Below are 15,439 nucleotides of genomic sequence, written 5' to 3'. Positions count from 1 at the left end.
TTATAATGGACAATTAACAATGGGGCAAATGCACAGTTGTTAATTGTCCATTTTCAAATTAATAATAGTATATGGAGGAGACTTTAATGGGAAAGTTAGGAATATCAATTTATGTAGAAAAGACTACAGAGAAAGAAATATATGATTATATTGATAAAGCTTACGAGCATGGATTCAGTAGAATATTCTCATGCTTACTTTCAGTAAATGATACAAAGGAAAATATCGTTAATAAATTTAAGGGTATTAATGATTATGCTCATAAAAGAGGATTTGAAGTTATAGTTGATGTAAGTCCAAGAGTATTTGATGAATTGGGGATTAGTTATAAAGACTTAACATTCTTTAAGGAAATAGGGGCGGATGGATTAAGGTTAGATGCTGGATATACAGGATCAGAAGAATCATTAATGACTTTTAACCCACAGGGATTAAAAATAGAAATAAATATGAGTAACAATACAAATTATATAGATACTATAATGAACTACATGCCAAATAAGGAAAATTTAATTGCATGTCACAATTTCTATCCTCATAGATATAGTGGATTAAATTTTGAACATTTCATGCAATGCATAGAGAGATTTAAAAAGTATGGACTAAGAACAGCAGCATTTATTACAAGTACTGAGGAAGGAACATTTGGACCATGGCCAGTTACAGATGGGTTACCAACATTAGAAATTCATAGAGAGTTACCAATTGATGTTCAAGCAAAGCATTTAATAGCTTTAGGAAATATAGATGATATAATAATATCTAATTGCTATCCAACAGATGATGAATTGAAGAGTTTATCTACAATGAGAAAAGATATGGTAACATTTGATATAGTATTAAATGAAGAAACACCAGATATTGAAAGAAAAATATTATTTGAAGAAATGCATTTCAATAGAGGAGATTTTTCTGATAATATCATTAGATCAACTCAAAGTAGGGTTAAATATAAAGGACATGAATTTAAAGTATTTAATGCTCCGGAAATGATAAAAAGAGGAGATATAGTTATAGAAAGTAGTGAATATGGACATTATGCTGGTGAGGTTCAAATAGCAGTAAGGGATATGAAGAATAGCGGAAAATCAAATGTGGTTGGACGAATAAGAGAAGAAGAAATATTCTTGATTGACTATATCAAACCATGGCAAAAGTTTGCTTTTAAGAAGTTTAAGTAAGAAAATTGACAAAGCAGGCTATATATCATTAAAATTATAGTTGACAAGAAGGGGGGATTATTATGAGTTGTGTATACAAGATCAAGGAAGGTATGGGGAGTTTTACAGAAACAGAAGAAAAGTTAGCTAATTATATTCTTGAAAACAGACAAGATGTAATAATGTTAAGTGCACAAGAATTAGCAGAAAGAGTATCTACTTCAGCGGCAGCAGTTGTGAGATTTTCGAAAAAGGTAGGGTTCAAAGGTTTTACAGCGTTAAAAGTAGAGCTTGCTAAAGATGGTGATGATGAAGTTGAAGATTTTAATACTATAATAAAAGAGAACGACTCTATAGGTACTATGGTGAAAAAATCTGAAGCTATAAATATGAAAGCGATGGAACAAACATATAAGTTAATTAATAATGATATTTTACAAAGAGCTATAGATCAACTTAATGGATGTAAGAATGTATATCTTTTTGGGGTTGGAGCATCTGGATTGGTAGCTCAAGATTTTCAATATAAGTTATCTAGAATTAAGAGAATGGCAATTTATCAACAAGATGCACATATCCAATTAGCATCAGCAGTACATATAGGCCCAGAAGATATTGCTATAGGAATCAGTTATAGTGGGGAAACTCGAGAGGTTAACCTTGCTTTGAAAAAGGCAAAAGAGGCTGGGGCTAAAACAATTGGAATTACAAAGTTTAATAATAACTCTTTAAGCAAAATTGTTGATTATCCTTTATATATTCCTAGTGAGGAAAAAGAGATTAGAATAGGTGCAATAACTTCAAGAATGACAGCATTACTAATAATGGATTTATTATATCTAGGAATTGCTAAGAACGACGTTGATAAAACTGAAGAATATATACTAAAGACTAGGGAAATTGTAAAAACATTCAAATAATAGGGTCCGCTGTTATATCACAGCGGATTTATTTTACAAAAGTTCAGAAATATTATTACGTAAAATATTTTAAATAATTGAAATAATATTTTAAAAGGGGTATAATTAATATATAAAATAGTATTGAGGGTAGGAGGATTTTATTATGAAAGATTTAAAAATTACTGTAATTGGAGGAGGGAGTAGCTATACTCCTGAACTTATTAATGGATTTTTAATAAGAAAAGATGAATTATCTGTAAAAGAGATTGTATTAGTAGATATAGAAGAGGGAATGGAAAAGGTATCAATAGTATCAAAGCTAGCTGAAAGAATGGTTAAGAAGGCTGGATTAAATACAAAAATATCTGTTTCACTTAATAGAAAGGAAGCTTTGATAGGGTCCGATTTTGTTGTAACTCAATTTAGAGTTGGGGGACTTGAAGCAAGAGCTAAAGATGAAAGATTCCCTTTAAAATATAATGTAATTGGGCAAGAAACTTGTGGTCCAGGAGGATTTGCAAAGGCATTAAGAACTATACCAGTAGTATTGGATATATGTAAGGATATTGAAGATGTATGTCCTGATGCATGGTTAATTAACTTTACTAATCCATCAGGAATGGTAACAGAAGCAGTTAAGAAGTATTCAAACGTAAAATGCATAGGATTATGTAATGTTCCTATTCATATGAAAATGGATTTTGCCAAAGCATTAGGAGTAGAACCAGAAGAGTTGTTTGTAGAGTTTGTAGGATTAAATCACTTAGTATGGGCAAAGAATGTTTGGTTAAATGGTAAAGATATAACTCAAAAGGTAATTGATGCAATGACCGATAAAGAGGTTCTTTCCATGAAGAATATACCAGCAATAGCATGGGATAGAGATTATTTAAAAACTATTGGAATGATACCATCACCTTATCACAGATATTACTTAATGACTGAAGATATGGTATCAGAAGAAAAGGAAGTTGCAAGTGAGAATGGAAAAGGAACAAGAGCAGAGGTTGTTAAAGCTGTAGAAAATAGATTATTTGAAATATATACAGATGATAATTTAGATACTAAGCCAAAGGAACTTGAAAATAGGGGTGGAGCATATTATTCAGATGCAGCAGTGTCTCTAATAAGTGCAATACATAATAATAAAAAAGAAGTTCATACAGTAAACATACCTAATAATGGAATAATAAAAGCTTTGCCAGATGATTGTATTATTGAAACTAATGCAATAATTGATAATACAGGTGCAACTTCATTAGCATTAAAAACACCATTAGTAGAAGATGCTGTTGGATTAATTCATTCTGTTAAATCATATGAAATAGCAACTGTAGATGCAGCTGTAAATGGGAATAAGGAAAGAGCTCTGATAGCACTTGTAAATAATCCACTAATACCATCAATCGATATAGCTAAAAAGTTATTAGAAGAATTATTAGAAATTAACAAATCATATTTACCACAATTCAATAAATAATATATCTGAGGTGTTTTATATATGTTTTATATAGGAGTAGACGGTGGAGGAACTAAAACAAGATTTTCATTAATGGATGAGGAAGAAAATATAGTAGCTACAGTAGAAAAGGGGACTTGTCATTTTAATCAAGTTGGATTTGACGGATTAGAAAATCTGCTAAATGAAGGTCTAAAAGAGTTATTACTGAAGGCAAATGTAAAACAAAGGGATGTAAAAAGAGGATGCCTTGGCTTAGCTGGATATGGAAAAGTCAAAAGTGCAATTCCTAAGATTGAAGGGATTGTAGATAGAGTATTTAAAGGTATAGAGGTTTTACTTTTTAATGATGTACATATAGCACATGCAGGTGCATTAGCAGGAATAGACGGAATAGTAATAATTGCAGGTACAGGTTCTATTGGATATTCTTTAAAAAATGGTGAAAATAAGCGTGTTGGTGGCTGGGGCTACACAATAGGTGATGAAGGCTCTGCATACTGGATAGGGAAAAAGGCAATTGAATATTTCTCCAAACAAGCTGATGGCAGAGTAGCAAAAGGTAGACTATATGATGTATTTAGAGAAAAGCTTGAATTAGAAGATGATTATGACCTAATAAAATATGTAAATGAAAAGATAAAAGCAGATAGAGGTGAAGTAGCAAGATTTGCGAGAATTTGTTCAAAAGCAGCTATAGATGGCGATATAAATGCAATAGATATATTTAATCAAGCAGGAAAAGAGCTATCATTATTAATTAATGTTTTAGCAAAAGATTTTGGAGATAATAAGGTAGTTGCCTCTTATATAGGTGGAGTATTTAATTCGGAGGAATTGATATTGAAGCCTTTAAGAGAAAATATTGATAAGGGAATTGAGCTAGTTGAACCTAAGTATTCACCAGAAATAGGTGCTTGCTTACTGGCAAAGTATAATAAAAACAACCAATAGGAGGATAACATGTATTGTATAGGATTGATGTCTGGAACATCCTTGGATGGGATAGATGCAGCTTTAGTTAATATATCTGGTTATGGGTTAGATACAAATGTTGAGCTAATTGCTTTTGATACATATGATATACCGACAGATATTAAAGATGAGATAAAAGAAGCATGCTTAAACATATCATCTTCAACAGCATTAATATGTAGTCTAAACTTTAAGTTAGGATATTTATTTAGTGATGCAGTTAAAAAAATATGTAAAAAAGCAAATATATCAATAAATAATATAGAGTTTGTGTCAACTCATGGACAAACAATATACCATATTCCTAAGGCTATAGATGGTTATGTACCTTCATCATTACAAATAGGAGAACCAAGTATTATAGCTTATGAGAATAATGTAAAGGTGATTTCAAACTTTAGAACAATGGATATAGCAGCAGGTGGTGAAGGTGCTCCATTAGTTCCATATAGTGAATTCATATTATATGGCGGTAAGGGTGAGAATATAGCTCTACAAAATATAGGTGGTATTGGAAATGTTACAGTTATCCCAGGTAGTAAGGATATGAGAGAAATATATGCCTTTGATACTGGACCGGGCAACATGATGATTGATGAAGCTTGTCAACAGTTATTTGGAATAGGATATGATAAAAATGGTGATATAGCTAGAAGCGGGAAAATATCAGACAGGATTATGAATGAGCTTATGTCGCATCCATATATAAATATGTATCCACCAAAGACTACAGGTAGGGAAGATTTTGGTGAGCAATTTGTTTCTAGTATATTAGAAAGATATAGAGAAGAGTCACCAGAAGATATTATAGCAACATTTACAGCATATACTGCAAATACAATTATTGAGAACTATAAAAGGTATATAATTCCAAAGGTTAAGCTTAGTAAAATTATTATTGGTGGCGGTGGTGCTCACAATAAGACATTAGTAGAATTAATCCAAAATGGACTAAAAGATATAAAAGTATTTACTCAAGATGATTTAGGATATTCATCTGATGCTAAGGAAGCCATTGCTTTTGCTATTTTAGGTAATGAAACTATAAATGGTAATTGTTCTAATGTTCCTACAGCCACAGGGGCTAAAGAGAGTGTCATTCTGGGAAATATCACATTACCACCAAGAGGAAATATAATATAAAGTTACATTTTAAGAAGAAATAAGAATTGATATAAAATTCCTTATTTCTTCTTTTTTATTTTGGAATATCTATTAAAGATATCAGTAATGAATAATTTGTAGGATTTACTTGTATATATGTATAAGAAAAAAGTAAAGAAAATTGATATAAATACAATAATGTCACCAAAGTAGAGGTAAAAGCTAGTATCATCTATAAGATCAGCCATCCCAATTATATATCCAGACTGAAGAGGAGGAATACTGCTAAGGATTATACCTTTATTTGTTATACATGCAGATATTCCAGTATTAGCAGATCTAATTACATATCTATTATTTTCTACAGCTCTTAAAACAGCTTGCTTTAGGTGTTGATTTATAGCCTTTGAATCTTTAAACCAGGAATCATTTGTTACCAACAATAAGATTCTTGCTCCAGAAATAGTTGTGCACCTTGCTAAATGAGGGAAGGTTGATTCAAAAAGCATATTAAACCACCTAATTTACCATGACTAGAAGATAATAGGTTAACCTTATGGCCAGCTGTCAGGTTACTAGAAAATAAGTTTATCTGTTTAAGAGAAGGTATAAGTTTACTTAATATATTTTCAAAGGGGAGATATTCACCAAATGGAACTAGATGTCTTTTAAAATATGGAGCAGAAAGTTTACCAGAAGGAGAAATATTATATATAGAATTATAGCTATTATCACCTTCTTCATGATAAGCACCAACTATAAGCTCAGCACTGCTAGTTGAAGCTAGAAATTTATATTCTTTTAATATTTTTTCATTATTATTTAAGGTAACTGGAATTGCAGTTTCAGGCCAAAGAATAAAATCGATTTTATCATATATACCCTTTGCATTATTTAAAGCCTCATAGGATAAGTCTTTATACTTTTTAAATATTCCTTCTAAGTCGGAAGTCCATTTTTTAGATGAGGAAATATTTCCTTGGATTATAGCGAATGTAAGCTTACTAGCATCTGAGTTCTTATTTAAATTAAAAGAACCATAAGCGATATTAAAGATTATCATTGAAGATAAAGAAATATATACACTTCTAATATTTAATATATTTTTTCTATAAATAAAAATATAGGTTATACATGAATTAACAGAAACAATAAAGAAAGATATAAGTAAGCTACCCAATAATGAAGCACTTTGGATTAAGAGAGGAATCTTCCCCTGAGATATAGCTAATCTTCCCCAAGAAAATCCCAATAATCCTAGTTGCTGTCCCCATTCAACTATTATCCATATAGCCCCAAAGGAAAAGATATTTATTTTAGGATTAATCTTTATACGTGAGAAAATTAAAGGAACTAATGATAACCATAAACCTTCATAAATACTAATAAAAATCCAACCAGAAAAAAGTAAAAGAATACTTTGGATTTTATTAAAACCATAGTTATCTAATGGATATAGTTCGAATAACCAATGTAGCAAAACCAGGTAGTATGTAGTTCCATATAGAAATCCTACTTTTAAGCTTTCTTTTTTTGATAGACTATAGTTAAAAACAATATATAAATATGGAGTTAATCCAATCCAAGCTAATGGCCATAGAAAGTCAAAGGTTAGACTTAAGGCCATTAAAAATCCAGAAGTTATTGTAAGAAAATATATATTCATTAAAGCCTCCATAAATAGTAAGGATACTATAGTATTCTTCAAATCTCTTAATAAATATTTAAGTTTTTAATAATTTAGAGTCAGGTATAATAATATTAGAGATAATTATGTAGAGGGGTAGCATTATGTTGGAGACTAATAGGCAAAGAAGGCCATCTAAAAGGGTTATAATGAAGAGGAGACGGATTGTTACAATACTAGGATTAACTATTCTAGCTCTTATATTTGGATATTTGACAATAAGATTTCTAAGGAATGAAAATGTTCTTTATTTAGAAAATATGAATAGAGGGACTTATAGTTTTAATAAATTGAAGAAAATACAAGAAGATTACGAGAGTAATTTAAATATAAAAGAAATAGACTTTAAGTGGACAGGCGAATTTGAAAGTGGTAATAATCCCAAATACTTAGTATATCATCATACTGCTTCAAGTGAGGATACACCAGAGGGGATTAATAAAACCCATATTGATAATGGATGGGGAGGTATAGGGTATCACTATTATATTAGAAAAGATGGATCAATATATAAAGGTAGACCAGAAGGAGCTGTGGGAGCTCATGCTATAGGAAGAAATAGGGATAGCATAGGGATATGTTTAGAAGGTAACTTCGAGAAAACAAAGCCAACAGAAGAGCAATTAAATTCAATAGTTAAGTTATCTGTAGATATGATTATTAAATATAATATAGGAAGTTCAATAGGTCATAAAGATGTATATGAAACATTATGCCCAGGTAAAAAGTTCCCAATGGATGATATAAAGAATAGGGTAGCAGATGAGCTATTAAAGGAAATTAATTAATTATAGAAATATTAATGTAGTCAGATATAAAAAGTTAAGGTTTACACTAATAACTAGATTGAAATTAATGTATAATTGTAGTAATAGTAAATCTGGTGGTGAGGATATGCAAGTAGACCTATATACCTTATATCTCTATTCATACTCAAAAGAATATTTATTTGAGAAGAATCCTGACTTAAAAAAGTTAAGATCATTTTCAGATTCATCTAATTGCTTATTTATAGATGACTTTTTGGGTGGAGATGTACTAGCTGTTACGCCTATGGATTTTTTTTCTTATCTAAAAAAAAGAGATTGCTTTAAGATAGAATTGTTTAAAGATAAGGATGAAGAATTGGTTATTAGATGTAGTTGCAGATTTTCAGAAGAATATTGGACTAGGGCATATTATGATAAAAATAATGGCGGTCTAGTATTTAATAAAAAAGGTGAACGACTGTGGATTACAACATATAGAGAAACATCAGATAAAGAGATACTAGAAATAAAAAGCAGGCTAAAAGCGGTAAAATACGAAGATAAATAGATATTTTATACCAAGGACGAACTAACTATAGTTTATTTTCTTAGTTGGTATAAGAATAGACTTAATATTAAGATACCCTGCAATTTAAGTTTATATAAAATAAGAACAAGGACTCTCATATTTCTTTGAAGGCTACCTCTTGAAGAGCCAGTAGACCTGAAAAGATATATGAGAGTCTTTGTTATAGGTTAGATCACATCTATAGTTTAGTGCGTCCTCTAAAGATATTATACCTAGGGTTAATTATTAATTTCTAAGTCGCCGCTAGTTGTACTAACAGTTATTGCATTAGATCCATCACCATTTGTTATGGTATGGTTATTTCTATTACCTGAATTTCTATTGGAGCCAAAACCATTTAATTCTCCTGAAGAAGTACTGAATGATAGGTTATATCCAATAGTTTTATCGATATTAAGATATATAGTACCAGAGGTAGATGAGAAGTTTGAAGTTTTTCCAAGGCTGTTTAGAGATAATGAAACCTCTCCAGAGCTTGATCCAACCTTTGTATCTCCTAGTGAACCTATTATATCTATATCACCGCTACTTGTCATAATATTAGACTTAGTACTATTAGTATTAGAAGCATAAATATCAGCACTTGTAGCATTTATAGTAAGATCTTGAGATGTTAGGTTACTTATATCAATATCTCCACTATGAGTAGATAGATTAATCTTTGCTAAGTCACCGCCAATTATATTTAAATCACCACTTTGAGTAGTTAAATTAACATTTCCTTTATAGATTGATGGAATATAGATTTTAACATTTAAAGAACTACATCTATTACCTTCATTAGTATCAATTGTAACTAAATTGTTTGAAATATCAAATGATCTTAATCCATCTTCATAACTATAATTGCTATAAAAATTACCACTTATATCAACTTTAATTGTAGAGCCCTCATAAAACTGGATATCTATATCAGCAGAACTTGAATTTACATTCAAATTTTCAATGGAAGTAGGAAAATCTTTTTCTATTGTTCCAAATGAATTAGAATCATTCCAATCTCTCCATCCCATATGCATATTAAATCCATTATCCATTCTATTGAAGTGACCATCTATTTCATCAATGTAATTTGCTAGTTTAAAATCACTATTATAAAGTACTATGGCTGCAGCAATATAACATCCTATAGAGATAGAAGCTAATAGAGCCATAAAAATTTTCATTTTAGTTGATATGAATTTTTTCATTAGATTCCCCCCTTGTTAGATATCTTATTAATAATTTTTTTAGTAATTAGAAATAAGAATTTAATAAAGTAAACACATAAAATAATAACTAATATAGTAGCTGCAATAGATGCAATAGTTACTAATACAATTACGCTTGAAGGAAAATCAGAAAAGAATGAAGGAACTCCAAAGCCTAAAATATTAAAACCTAATTTACCAAACATCATAGCAATACCGCTCACACTTAGACTAAAAGGTATTGCCAGTAATGAAACAAGCAAAGCAAGAACAGTTGCTACTCCAGCTAATCCAACAGGACCAAATAATATTGCAATAGCTATAATAATTGCGATTTTTAATACTGTATTGGCTGTGTCGCCATTTGTTTTACGAGGATTACTACTAGTACTGTTATTTGATGTATACTTAGATTCTTGATAGCCCTCATTTTTATGGTTACTTTCAGCATTTGGTACACGTTGAATGTATCCACTTCTATATTGATTTACAATAACGTAGGGATCACCAAGTTCATTTATAATTTCTTCTTCTGATTTACCAACTGATATAGCATTATCAAAATGTTCTCTATAATCATAAAGAATATCTTGTAGCTCGCTTGGTGGAAAGTCATTTAATCCATCTTCAATAATTCTAAAAAATTCACTTTTAGTCATGATTATAACCTCCTAGTATAATATTGTTAATTGAGTTTTGAAAATCTAACCATTCTCTCTCAAGTTCATTCTTTGTTTCATAGCCAACCTCAGTGAGTCTATAGTACTTTCTTGGAGGCCCTTCCTGTGATTCTTGTAAATAAGTAGTAAAGTACCCTTCATTAGTTAGTCTTCTTAATATAGGATAAATAGTTCCATCTGAAATAGAAATATTCTTAGAGATTTCACTAACTAATTCATATCCATAACAATCCTTTTTAGATAGGACTGATAAAACACATAGCTCTAAGACACCTTTTTTTAGCTGTATATTCATATGTATCCCTCCTTATTTTTATGCATGGGTATATTATATGCTAAGGTATTGTTTAATGCAAGGTAGTGTTTTATATTTAATATTATTTTAAGAAAATATTTAGAAATGATATGCCTTAGTATTCCTCAATTCTAAGGATTTCAATACTTAGTTTATTAAACTCATATCTAACATTAGCCATATCAATCATCATTCCCACAAGGGATAGTTCGCTATCAAATTCGCTTTCGCCACCAAGGTTCCAATAATACTGCTCAACTTCTCGTTGTCTTTTAGTATTTAAAGTTTCAGTCAATTCCTCTAATAGAGTATGAGATAAATTATCAACTATAGATAAAACTTTAAAGATTGTGGATTTATCTGTACTTTGTATATGAACATTTACATCAGAGCTACCAATCTTATAACAATAAGCAATAAGTTCATTTATAATTTTTAAGTTTTTTTCCAATTTAAATTTCATCTAAATATTCTCCTTTTTAAAAGTTGTTATTAATGGAATAAGTACCATAGCAACAAAACCACCAGCAAGACCATTATTATATAAGTTAAGGCCACCATGTAAATATCCTATATTAGTAACTACATTAACATGTAGGAAGCCAGCTAGAACTCCATATAGAAAGCCAAATTTTCCTGCTATAGGAGCTAAGCAAGTACTAAATAGTATTGAAAGTACAAGATTTGGAGAGTTAATAGGATCTACATTTATTAAAGCAGCAAGTAAAGAACCTAATATTATAGGAGTTATATTTCTAAGATTCTTACCAAAGCATCCAAAGCCCATTATAGTGAATATGGCACTAAGAGTTGCGCCATTCAAATCACCACCAATTAGAATTACAAATAATGTAGAACATAAACCTAGAATCCCAATATTAATATAAATTGATTCACCATAGCGAAGGTAAAAATCAGCAACAAGTCTACCAGGTTCCTTATTAATTTTAACTAAGTCATTTACAGGGTCATTTCCGTAAATATATCCAACTATAATTAAGAAAATACATATTATTGAGATAAAAAATAAGAGAAATTCATTACTACCAGTATTCCATATAAATCTACTTTCAAAGTTTATACCTAAACCTCTTAAAATTGACATCATAATAGTTGCTACAAGTCCACCAGCAAAACCTATATTATAAAGGTTATATCCATTATGTGATTTAATACAGTGAGAAGCAATTGGAGGGATAATAAAGCCAGTGAAAATACCAATTGATATTCCAAGGGCAGCGCTAACTATAGGATGAAAATGTCCAGTGAAGCTTAATTGACTTACAGTTGGAGCAAGTGTGGTGGCTAGAATAGTAACAAGGGTATAGTTAAGAAAGGGTTCTTTTTGATATTTTGAGAATAGCCAAACTCCAATCATTATTGGCCAAATGTTAAGTATGTTTTTTCCGAAGAAAGAGAAACCTGTCATTAGTAAAAGTGCCATAATTGTAGAGCCATTTGGCTTTATACGATTTTTAACCAAAATCAATAAACAGATAATACTTGTAAATGCAGAATTAACAAGGGTAGCTCCCAAGCCACCTAATTCAATATAATCAGTAATTAAAATATCAGGAGTGGAAATTATAGTTTGTAAGCCAGAGAAAATTTCTGATAGGGAACTAATAGAAAGACTGAATAGAATAAAAAATATATAAATACAAAGTAAAATTATATAGGGGGGGTAGAAGTTCTTTTTGCACAAAATCAAATTAGTAGCCTCCTAAGAATCTTATATTTATAATTTACCATTAATCCTTTAAATGGGAAAGATTAAATGAAATTTTTTTAGAATTTTTAATATGTATTATTTAAATTTTCTCTTTGAGAGTGTATACTATTAATTCACATATTAAGAATAAAAGTGTGGCTGCAAATATTATTTAAAATGATATTTGTAGTTAAGTTTTTTCAATAAAATGGTCAGTTAGAAGATATGTTGAATTAAATATATAATTTTATAAAGCTGAGTAATTATTCAAAGGGATAAATTTCACTTTTTTTTTATCTTTATAAAAGTTTATAAAAGAGTATAATATAATGTATAGCGATAAGGTAGGGAGGAAAGATAATGGCAAAAGAGGCTAAATTCGTGCCAGAAATAAAAGGTACATTAAGAAACCATGTAGTAGAGGTTCCATCAGTTATTAGAGATTGTAGTGGAATTAAGATATTTGGAAAAAGAATAAAATCATTACTATTTACTACAGATGTAGCTATTATTAGAAATACAAATGCTGACGCAATTATAGCTGTCTATCCATTCACACCGCAGCCACTTATAACTGAAGCTTTAATTATGGCAGCAGATGTACCGGTTTTTTGTGGAGTTGGAGGTGGAATCACTCAAGGGAAAAGAGTGGTTAATCTAGCCTTAGATGCAGAATTCAAGGGAGCTATGGGTGTCGTTGTAAATGCACCTACATCTAATGAAATAGTTAGAAAAGTAAGAGCTACCATTGATATACCAGTTATAGTGACAATAGTATCGGAGCATGAAGATATAGCGGAAAGAATAGAGGCTGGAGCAACTATACTAAATGTATCAGGAGGTAAGGATACTCCAAGAATAGTTAGAAGTATAAAAGAACAGTTCCCAGAGGTTCCTGTTATGGCAACAGGAGGTCCTACAATAGAAAGTGTTAAGGCAACTGTAGAGGCTGGAGCAAATGCTATTACATATACACCGCCTACTTCAGCAGAGATAATGGGTGAATTAATGGACAAGTATCGTGGTTTCTAGTAAAGTTAATGAAAGTTTTGTTATTATTTCAAAAAATTCATTACAAATGTAATAAATTGTGGTATCATAATGATTAAAGTTGAATAAAATGGTATGAGAGATATTACCTAGGGTAGAGGTGCCAAAGCAATTAGTAATTAATAAGAGTCGGCAGACTATGATGATTAATGAAAGGTGTTAGGCCGAAGAAGTAGGATTTTTGCAGGATCTATTTCTGGATATACATAAAATATGTGTATAACTGTCACAAAATGTGATGAGCTACAAGGTACATTATATATGTGTATTTTGGCAGCAAGGGTTATCTTTGCTGTTTTATTTATTTTATGAAGATTTAATCAACTTTTATACTAAATTGGGGGTATATTTATATGAAATTATTTGGAAGTATGACAGTAGACAGCAATGAGTTGATAATTGGGGGCGTTAAAGCAAGCAATTTAGCAGCAGAGTATGGTACACCATTATATGTAATGGATGAAGAATTACTTAGAAATACATGTAAAGATTATTATAATTACTTTAAATGTAGTGAGGAAAATAATAGAGTTGCCTTTGCAGGGAAGGCTTTTTTAAATGTTGAAATGGTTAAGTTAATCAAAGAGGAAGGATTATGCCTAGATGTTGTATCCGGTGGAGAACTATATACAGCATATAAAGCAGGATTACCTATGGAAAAGGTATATTTCCATGGGAACAATAAAACATTAGATGAAATTGAATTTGGAGTAAAGTTAGGCGTAGGTAGATTTGTAGTAGACAACCTATATGAAATGGAGAATCTAGATAGAATAGCTAATAATATGGGAAAAGTACAAGATATTTATTTAAGAATAACTCCAGGAATAGAAGCTCATACACATGATTATATAAAGACAGGACAAATTGATTCGAAATTTGGATTTGCACCTGTTGGAGATATAATAATGGAAGCGGTAAAAATGGCAATTAGCCTTAAAAATATAAATTTAGCAGGACTTCATTGTCATATAGGATCTCAAATATTTGAACTTGAACCATATAGAGATGCAGTTGAAGTAATGCTTACGTTAATAAATAATATAAAGAAAGAAACAGGACATTTAATTAAGGAATTAGACCTTGGTGGTGGATTCGGAATATACTATACAGAGGCAGATTCACCAAGAACAACTAAGGAATATTGTGAAACAATTTTAAACAAAGTTGATGAAGTATGCAAAAACTTAAATGTTGAAAGACCTATATTAACAATAGAACCTGGCCGTTCAATAGTTGGAAATGCTGGGTTAACTCTTTACAGAGTTGGATCTGTTAAAGAGATTCCAGGGGTTAGAGAATATGTAGCAGTTGATGGAGGAATGGTTGATAATATAAGACCAGCTTTATATCAAGCTAAATATGAATGTGGAATAGTAAATAAAATGGGACAACCTAATACTAATAAGGTTACAATAGCAGGTAAATGTTGTGAATCAGGAGATATATTAATTACTGATACTATGCTACCAAAAGCTGAGACAGGAGATCTACTTGCAATAATGTCTACAGGAGCATATGGATTTTCTATGGCAAGTAGCTATAATAAGATTCAAAAGCCAGCAGTGGTAATGGTTAAGGAAGGTACTTCAAGATTGGCAGTTAAGAGGGAAAGTTATGAAGACCTTATAAGAAATGAGCTAGTTTAAGATATAAAAATATATTAAAAAGGTGTAGAGAATCTACATCTTTTTTTCTTTTATTTTAAGAAAAAAAATCTTAAAATCATCTTGAAAACTATTCTGAATTTATGTTCAAATCAGATTTAAGTGTAAAATGGAGTAAACAAAGGAGAGTATTAGTTAAAAACAGAAGAGTAACTCTTATAAGGGGTAGATAAGAAAAAATTCAAGATGCAGTATGTTATGCTATATATAGGAATTCGGAA

Annotated in this window: 16 protein-coding genes and 1 riboswitch; of the genes, 9 read left to right on the top strand and 7 right to left on the bottom strand. The window is 30.4% G+C overall.

From position 1 onward, the window contains the following. The first annotated feature begins 86 nt into the window (after positions 1 to 86). The 5 genes from ACSYT2_RS17190 to anmK all read left to right on the top strand — a co-directional run bounded on the left by ACSYT2_RS17190 (position 87) and on the right by anmK (position 5,639). Complete coding sequence (locus ACSYT2_RS17190) at positions 87 to 1,181, top strand: DUF871 domain-containing protein (RefSeq protein ID WP_438385276.1); 1,095 nt, start codon at positions 87 to 89, stop codon at positions 1,179 to 1,181. Between the two features lie 62 nt (positions 1,182 to 1,243). Then, positions 1,244 to 2,080 carry a MurR/RpiR family transcriptional regulator gene (locus tag ACSYT2_RS17185; protein WP_430856965.1) on the top strand — a complete coding sequence of 279 codons (837 nt, stop codon included), beginning with the start codon at positions 1,244 to 1,246 and terminating at the stop codon, positions 2,078 to 2,080. A gap of 145 nt (positions 2,081 to 2,225) precedes the next feature. Continuing rightward, a complete protein-coding gene (locus ACSYT2_RS17180; protein ID WP_430856964.1) occupies positions 2,226 to 3,542 on the top strand; it encodes a 6-phospho-beta-glucosidase in 1,317 nt (438 codons plus the stop codon). A 21-nt stretch (positions 3,543 to 3,563) separates the two neighbouring features. Further along, on the top strand, positions 3,564 to 4,475 hold the full coding sequence (locus ACSYT2_RS17175) for an N-acetylglucosamine kinase (protein WP_438385275.1): 912 nt from the start codon (positions 3,564 to 3,566) through the stop codon (positions 4,473 to 4,475). A gap of 9 nt (positions 4,476 to 4,484) precedes the next feature. Continuing rightward, the gene (gene anmK / locus ACSYT2_RS17170; protein WP_438385274.1) at positions 4,485 to 5,639 is read left to right on the top strand and encodes an anhydro-N-acetylmuramic acid kinase AnmK; all 1,155 of its coding nucleotides are present in this window, start codon (positions 4,485 to 4,487) and stop codon (positions 5,637 to 5,639) included. 41 nt (positions 5,640 to 5,680) lie between these two features. On the opposite strand, the gene ACSYT2_RS17165 is transcribed toward anmK, so the two are convergent. Beyond that, positions 5,681 to 6,109, bottom strand: a complete 429-nt coding sequence (locus tag ACSYT2_RS17165) for a nitrilase-related carbon-nitrogen hydrolase (protein ID WP_438385273.1) — start codon at positions 6,107 to 6,109, stop codon at positions 5,681 to 5,683. Further along, positions 6,079 to 7,266 carry an apolipoprotein N-acyltransferase gene (lnt, locus tag ACSYT2_RS17160; protein ID WP_438385272.1) on the bottom strand — a complete coding sequence of 396 codons (1,188 nt, stop codon included), beginning with the start codon at positions 7,264 to 7,266 and terminating at the stop codon, positions 6,079 to 6,081. Before lnt ends, ACSYT2_RS17165 begins: the two co-directional genes overlap by 31 nt. A gap of 125 nt (positions 7,267 to 7,391) precedes the next feature. Between lnt and ACSYT2_RS17155 the strand changes: the two genes are divergently transcribed. Together ACSYT2_RS17155 and ACSYT2_RS17150 are read left to right on the top strand one after the other, a co-directional pair. Then, entirely contained in the window at positions 7,392 to 8,075 is a 684-nt protein-coding gene (locus ACSYT2_RS17155) for a peptidoglycan recognition protein family protein (RefSeq protein WP_430856960.1), read from the top strand. 67 nt (positions 8,076 to 8,142) lie between these two features. Next, a complete protein-coding gene (locus ACSYT2_RS17150) occupies positions 8,143 to 8,604 on the top strand; it encodes a hypothetical protein (RefSeq protein ID WP_430856959.1) in 462 nt (153 codons plus the stop codon). Between the two features lie 239 nt (positions 8,605 to 8,843). Here the strand turns inward: ACSYT2_RS17150 and ACSYT2_RS17145 are convergent, their stop codons facing one another. The 5 genes from ACSYT2_RS17145 to ACSYT2_RS17125 form a co-directional block, all read right to left on the bottom strand. Beyond that, complete coding sequence (locus tag ACSYT2_RS17145; protein ID WP_438385271.1) at positions 8,844 to 9,815, bottom strand: DUF4097 family beta strand repeat-containing protein; 972 nt, start codon at positions 9,813 to 9,815, stop codon at positions 8,844 to 8,846. Continuing rightward, positions 9,815 to 10,474: a DUF1700 domain-containing protein gene (locus ACSYT2_RS17140; RefSeq protein WP_430856957.1), complete on the bottom strand. Its 660-nt coding sequence runs from the start codon at positions 10,472 to 10,474 to the stop codon at positions 9,815 to 9,817. Before ACSYT2_RS17140 ends, ACSYT2_RS17145 begins: the two co-directional genes overlap by 1 nt. Next, positions 10,467 to 10,790 (bottom strand): PadR family transcriptional regulator, encoded by a 324-nt coding sequence (locus ACSYT2_RS17135; protein WP_438385270.1) that lies wholly within the window; start codon positions 10,788 to 10,790, stop codon positions 10,467 to 10,469. Before ACSYT2_RS17135 ends, ACSYT2_RS17140 begins: the two co-directional genes overlap by 8 nt. 115 nt (positions 10,791 to 10,905) lie before the next feature. After that, positions 10,906 to 11,253: a hypothetical protein gene (locus tag ACSYT2_RS17130; protein WP_430856955.1), complete on the bottom strand. Its 348-nt coding sequence runs from the start codon at positions 11,251 to 11,253 to the stop codon at positions 10,906 to 10,908. After that, entirely contained in the window at positions 11,254 to 12,360 is a 1,107-nt protein-coding gene (locus ACSYT2_RS17125) for a DUF1576 domain-containing protein (RefSeq protein WP_438385313.1), read from the bottom strand. Positions 12,361 to 12,861: 501 nt separating this feature from the next. Here ACSYT2_RS17125 and ACSYT2_RS17120 point away from each other — a divergent pair. Both ACSYT2_RS17120 and lysA read left to right on the top strand, forming a co-directional pair. Further along, positions 12,862 to 13,533 carry a beta/alpha barrel domain-containing protein gene (locus tag ACSYT2_RS17120; protein ID WP_430856954.1) on the top strand — a complete coding sequence of 224 codons (672 nt, stop codon included), beginning with the start codon at positions 12,862 to 12,864 and terminating at the stop codon, positions 13,531 to 13,533. Positions 13,534 to 13,638: 105 nt separating this feature from the next. Further along, positions 13,639 to 13,805, top strand: a riboswitch (Lysine riboswitch). A 99-nt stretch (positions 13,806 to 13,904) separates the two neighbouring features. Next, complete coding sequence (gene lysA / locus ACSYT2_RS17115; protein WP_430856953.1) at positions 13,905 to 15,200, top strand: diaminopimelate decarboxylase; 1,296 nt, start codon at positions 13,905 to 13,907, stop codon at positions 15,198 to 15,200. Positions 15,201 to 15,439 lie beyond the last annotated feature (239 nt).

Origin of the sequence: Clostridium zhoujianii, assembly GCF_051590805.1 — a bacterium.
Classification (GTDB): domain Bacteria; phylum Bacillota; class Clostridia; order Clostridiales; family Clostridiaceae; genus Clostridium.
The sequence above is the reverse complement of the archived record's forward strand: the minus strand, read 5'-3'. Positions and strand labels throughout refer to the sequence as shown.

Bases quoted from the DNA above. Each gene is read 5' to 3' on its own strand.
- ACSYT2_RS17175 (WP_438385275.1), top strand. From the start codon at position 3,564: ATGTTTTATATAGGAGTAGACGGTGGAGGAACTAAAACAAGATTTTCA.
- lnt (WP_438385272.1), bottom strand. From the start codon at position 7,266: ATGAATATATATTTTCTTACAATAACTTCTGGATTTTTAATGGCCTTA.
- ACSYT2_RS17165 (WP_438385273.1), bottom strand. From the start codon at position 6,109: ATGCTTTTTGAATCAACCTTCCCTCATTTAGCAAGGTGCACAACTATT.
- lysA (WP_430856953.1), top strand. From the start codon at position 13,905: ATGAAATTATTTGGAAGTATGACAGTAGACAGCAATGAGTTGATAATT.
- ACSYT2_RS17145 (WP_438385271.1), bottom strand. From the start codon at position 9,815: ATGAAAAAATTCATATCAACTAAAATGAAAATTTTTATGGCTCTATTA.
- ACSYT2_RS17140 (WP_430856957.1), bottom strand. From the start codon at position 10,474: ATGACTAAAAGTGAATTTTTTAGAATTATTGAAGATGGATTAAATGAC.
- ACSYT2_RS17185 (WP_430856965.1), top strand. From the start codon at position 1,244: ATGAGTTGTGTATACAAGATCAAGGAAGGTATGGGGAGTTTTACAGAA.
- ACSYT2_RS17150 (WP_430856959.1), top strand. From the start codon at position 8,143: ATGTATAATTGTAGTAATAGTAAATCTGGTGGTGAGGATATGCAAGTA.
- ACSYT2_RS17130 (WP_430856955.1), bottom strand. From the start codon at position 11,253: ATGAAATTTAAATTGGAAAAAAACTTAAAAATTATAAATGAACTTATT.
- ACSYT2_RS17155 (WP_430856960.1), top strand. From the start codon at position 7,392: ATGTTGGAGACTAATAGGCAAAGAAGGCCATCTAAAAGGGTTATAATG.
- anmK (WP_438385274.1), top strand. From the start codon at position 4,485: ATGTATTGTATAGGATTGATGTCTGGAACATCCTTGGATGGGATAGAT.
- ACSYT2_RS17190 (WP_438385276.1), top strand. From the start codon at position 87: ATGGGAAAGTTAGGAATATCAATTTATGTAGAAAAGACTACAGAGAAA.
- ACSYT2_RS17120 (WP_430856954.1), top strand. From the start codon at position 12,862: ATGGCAAAAGAGGCTAAATTCGTGCCAGAAATAAAAGGTACATTAAGA.
- ACSYT2_RS17180 (WP_430856964.1), top strand. From the start codon at position 2,226: ATGAAAGATTTAAAAATTACTGTAATTGGAGGAGGGAGTAGCTATACT.
- ACSYT2_RS17135 (WP_438385270.1), bottom strand. From the start codon at position 10,790: ATGAATATACAGCTAAAAAAAGGTGTCTTAGAGCTATGTGTTTTATCA.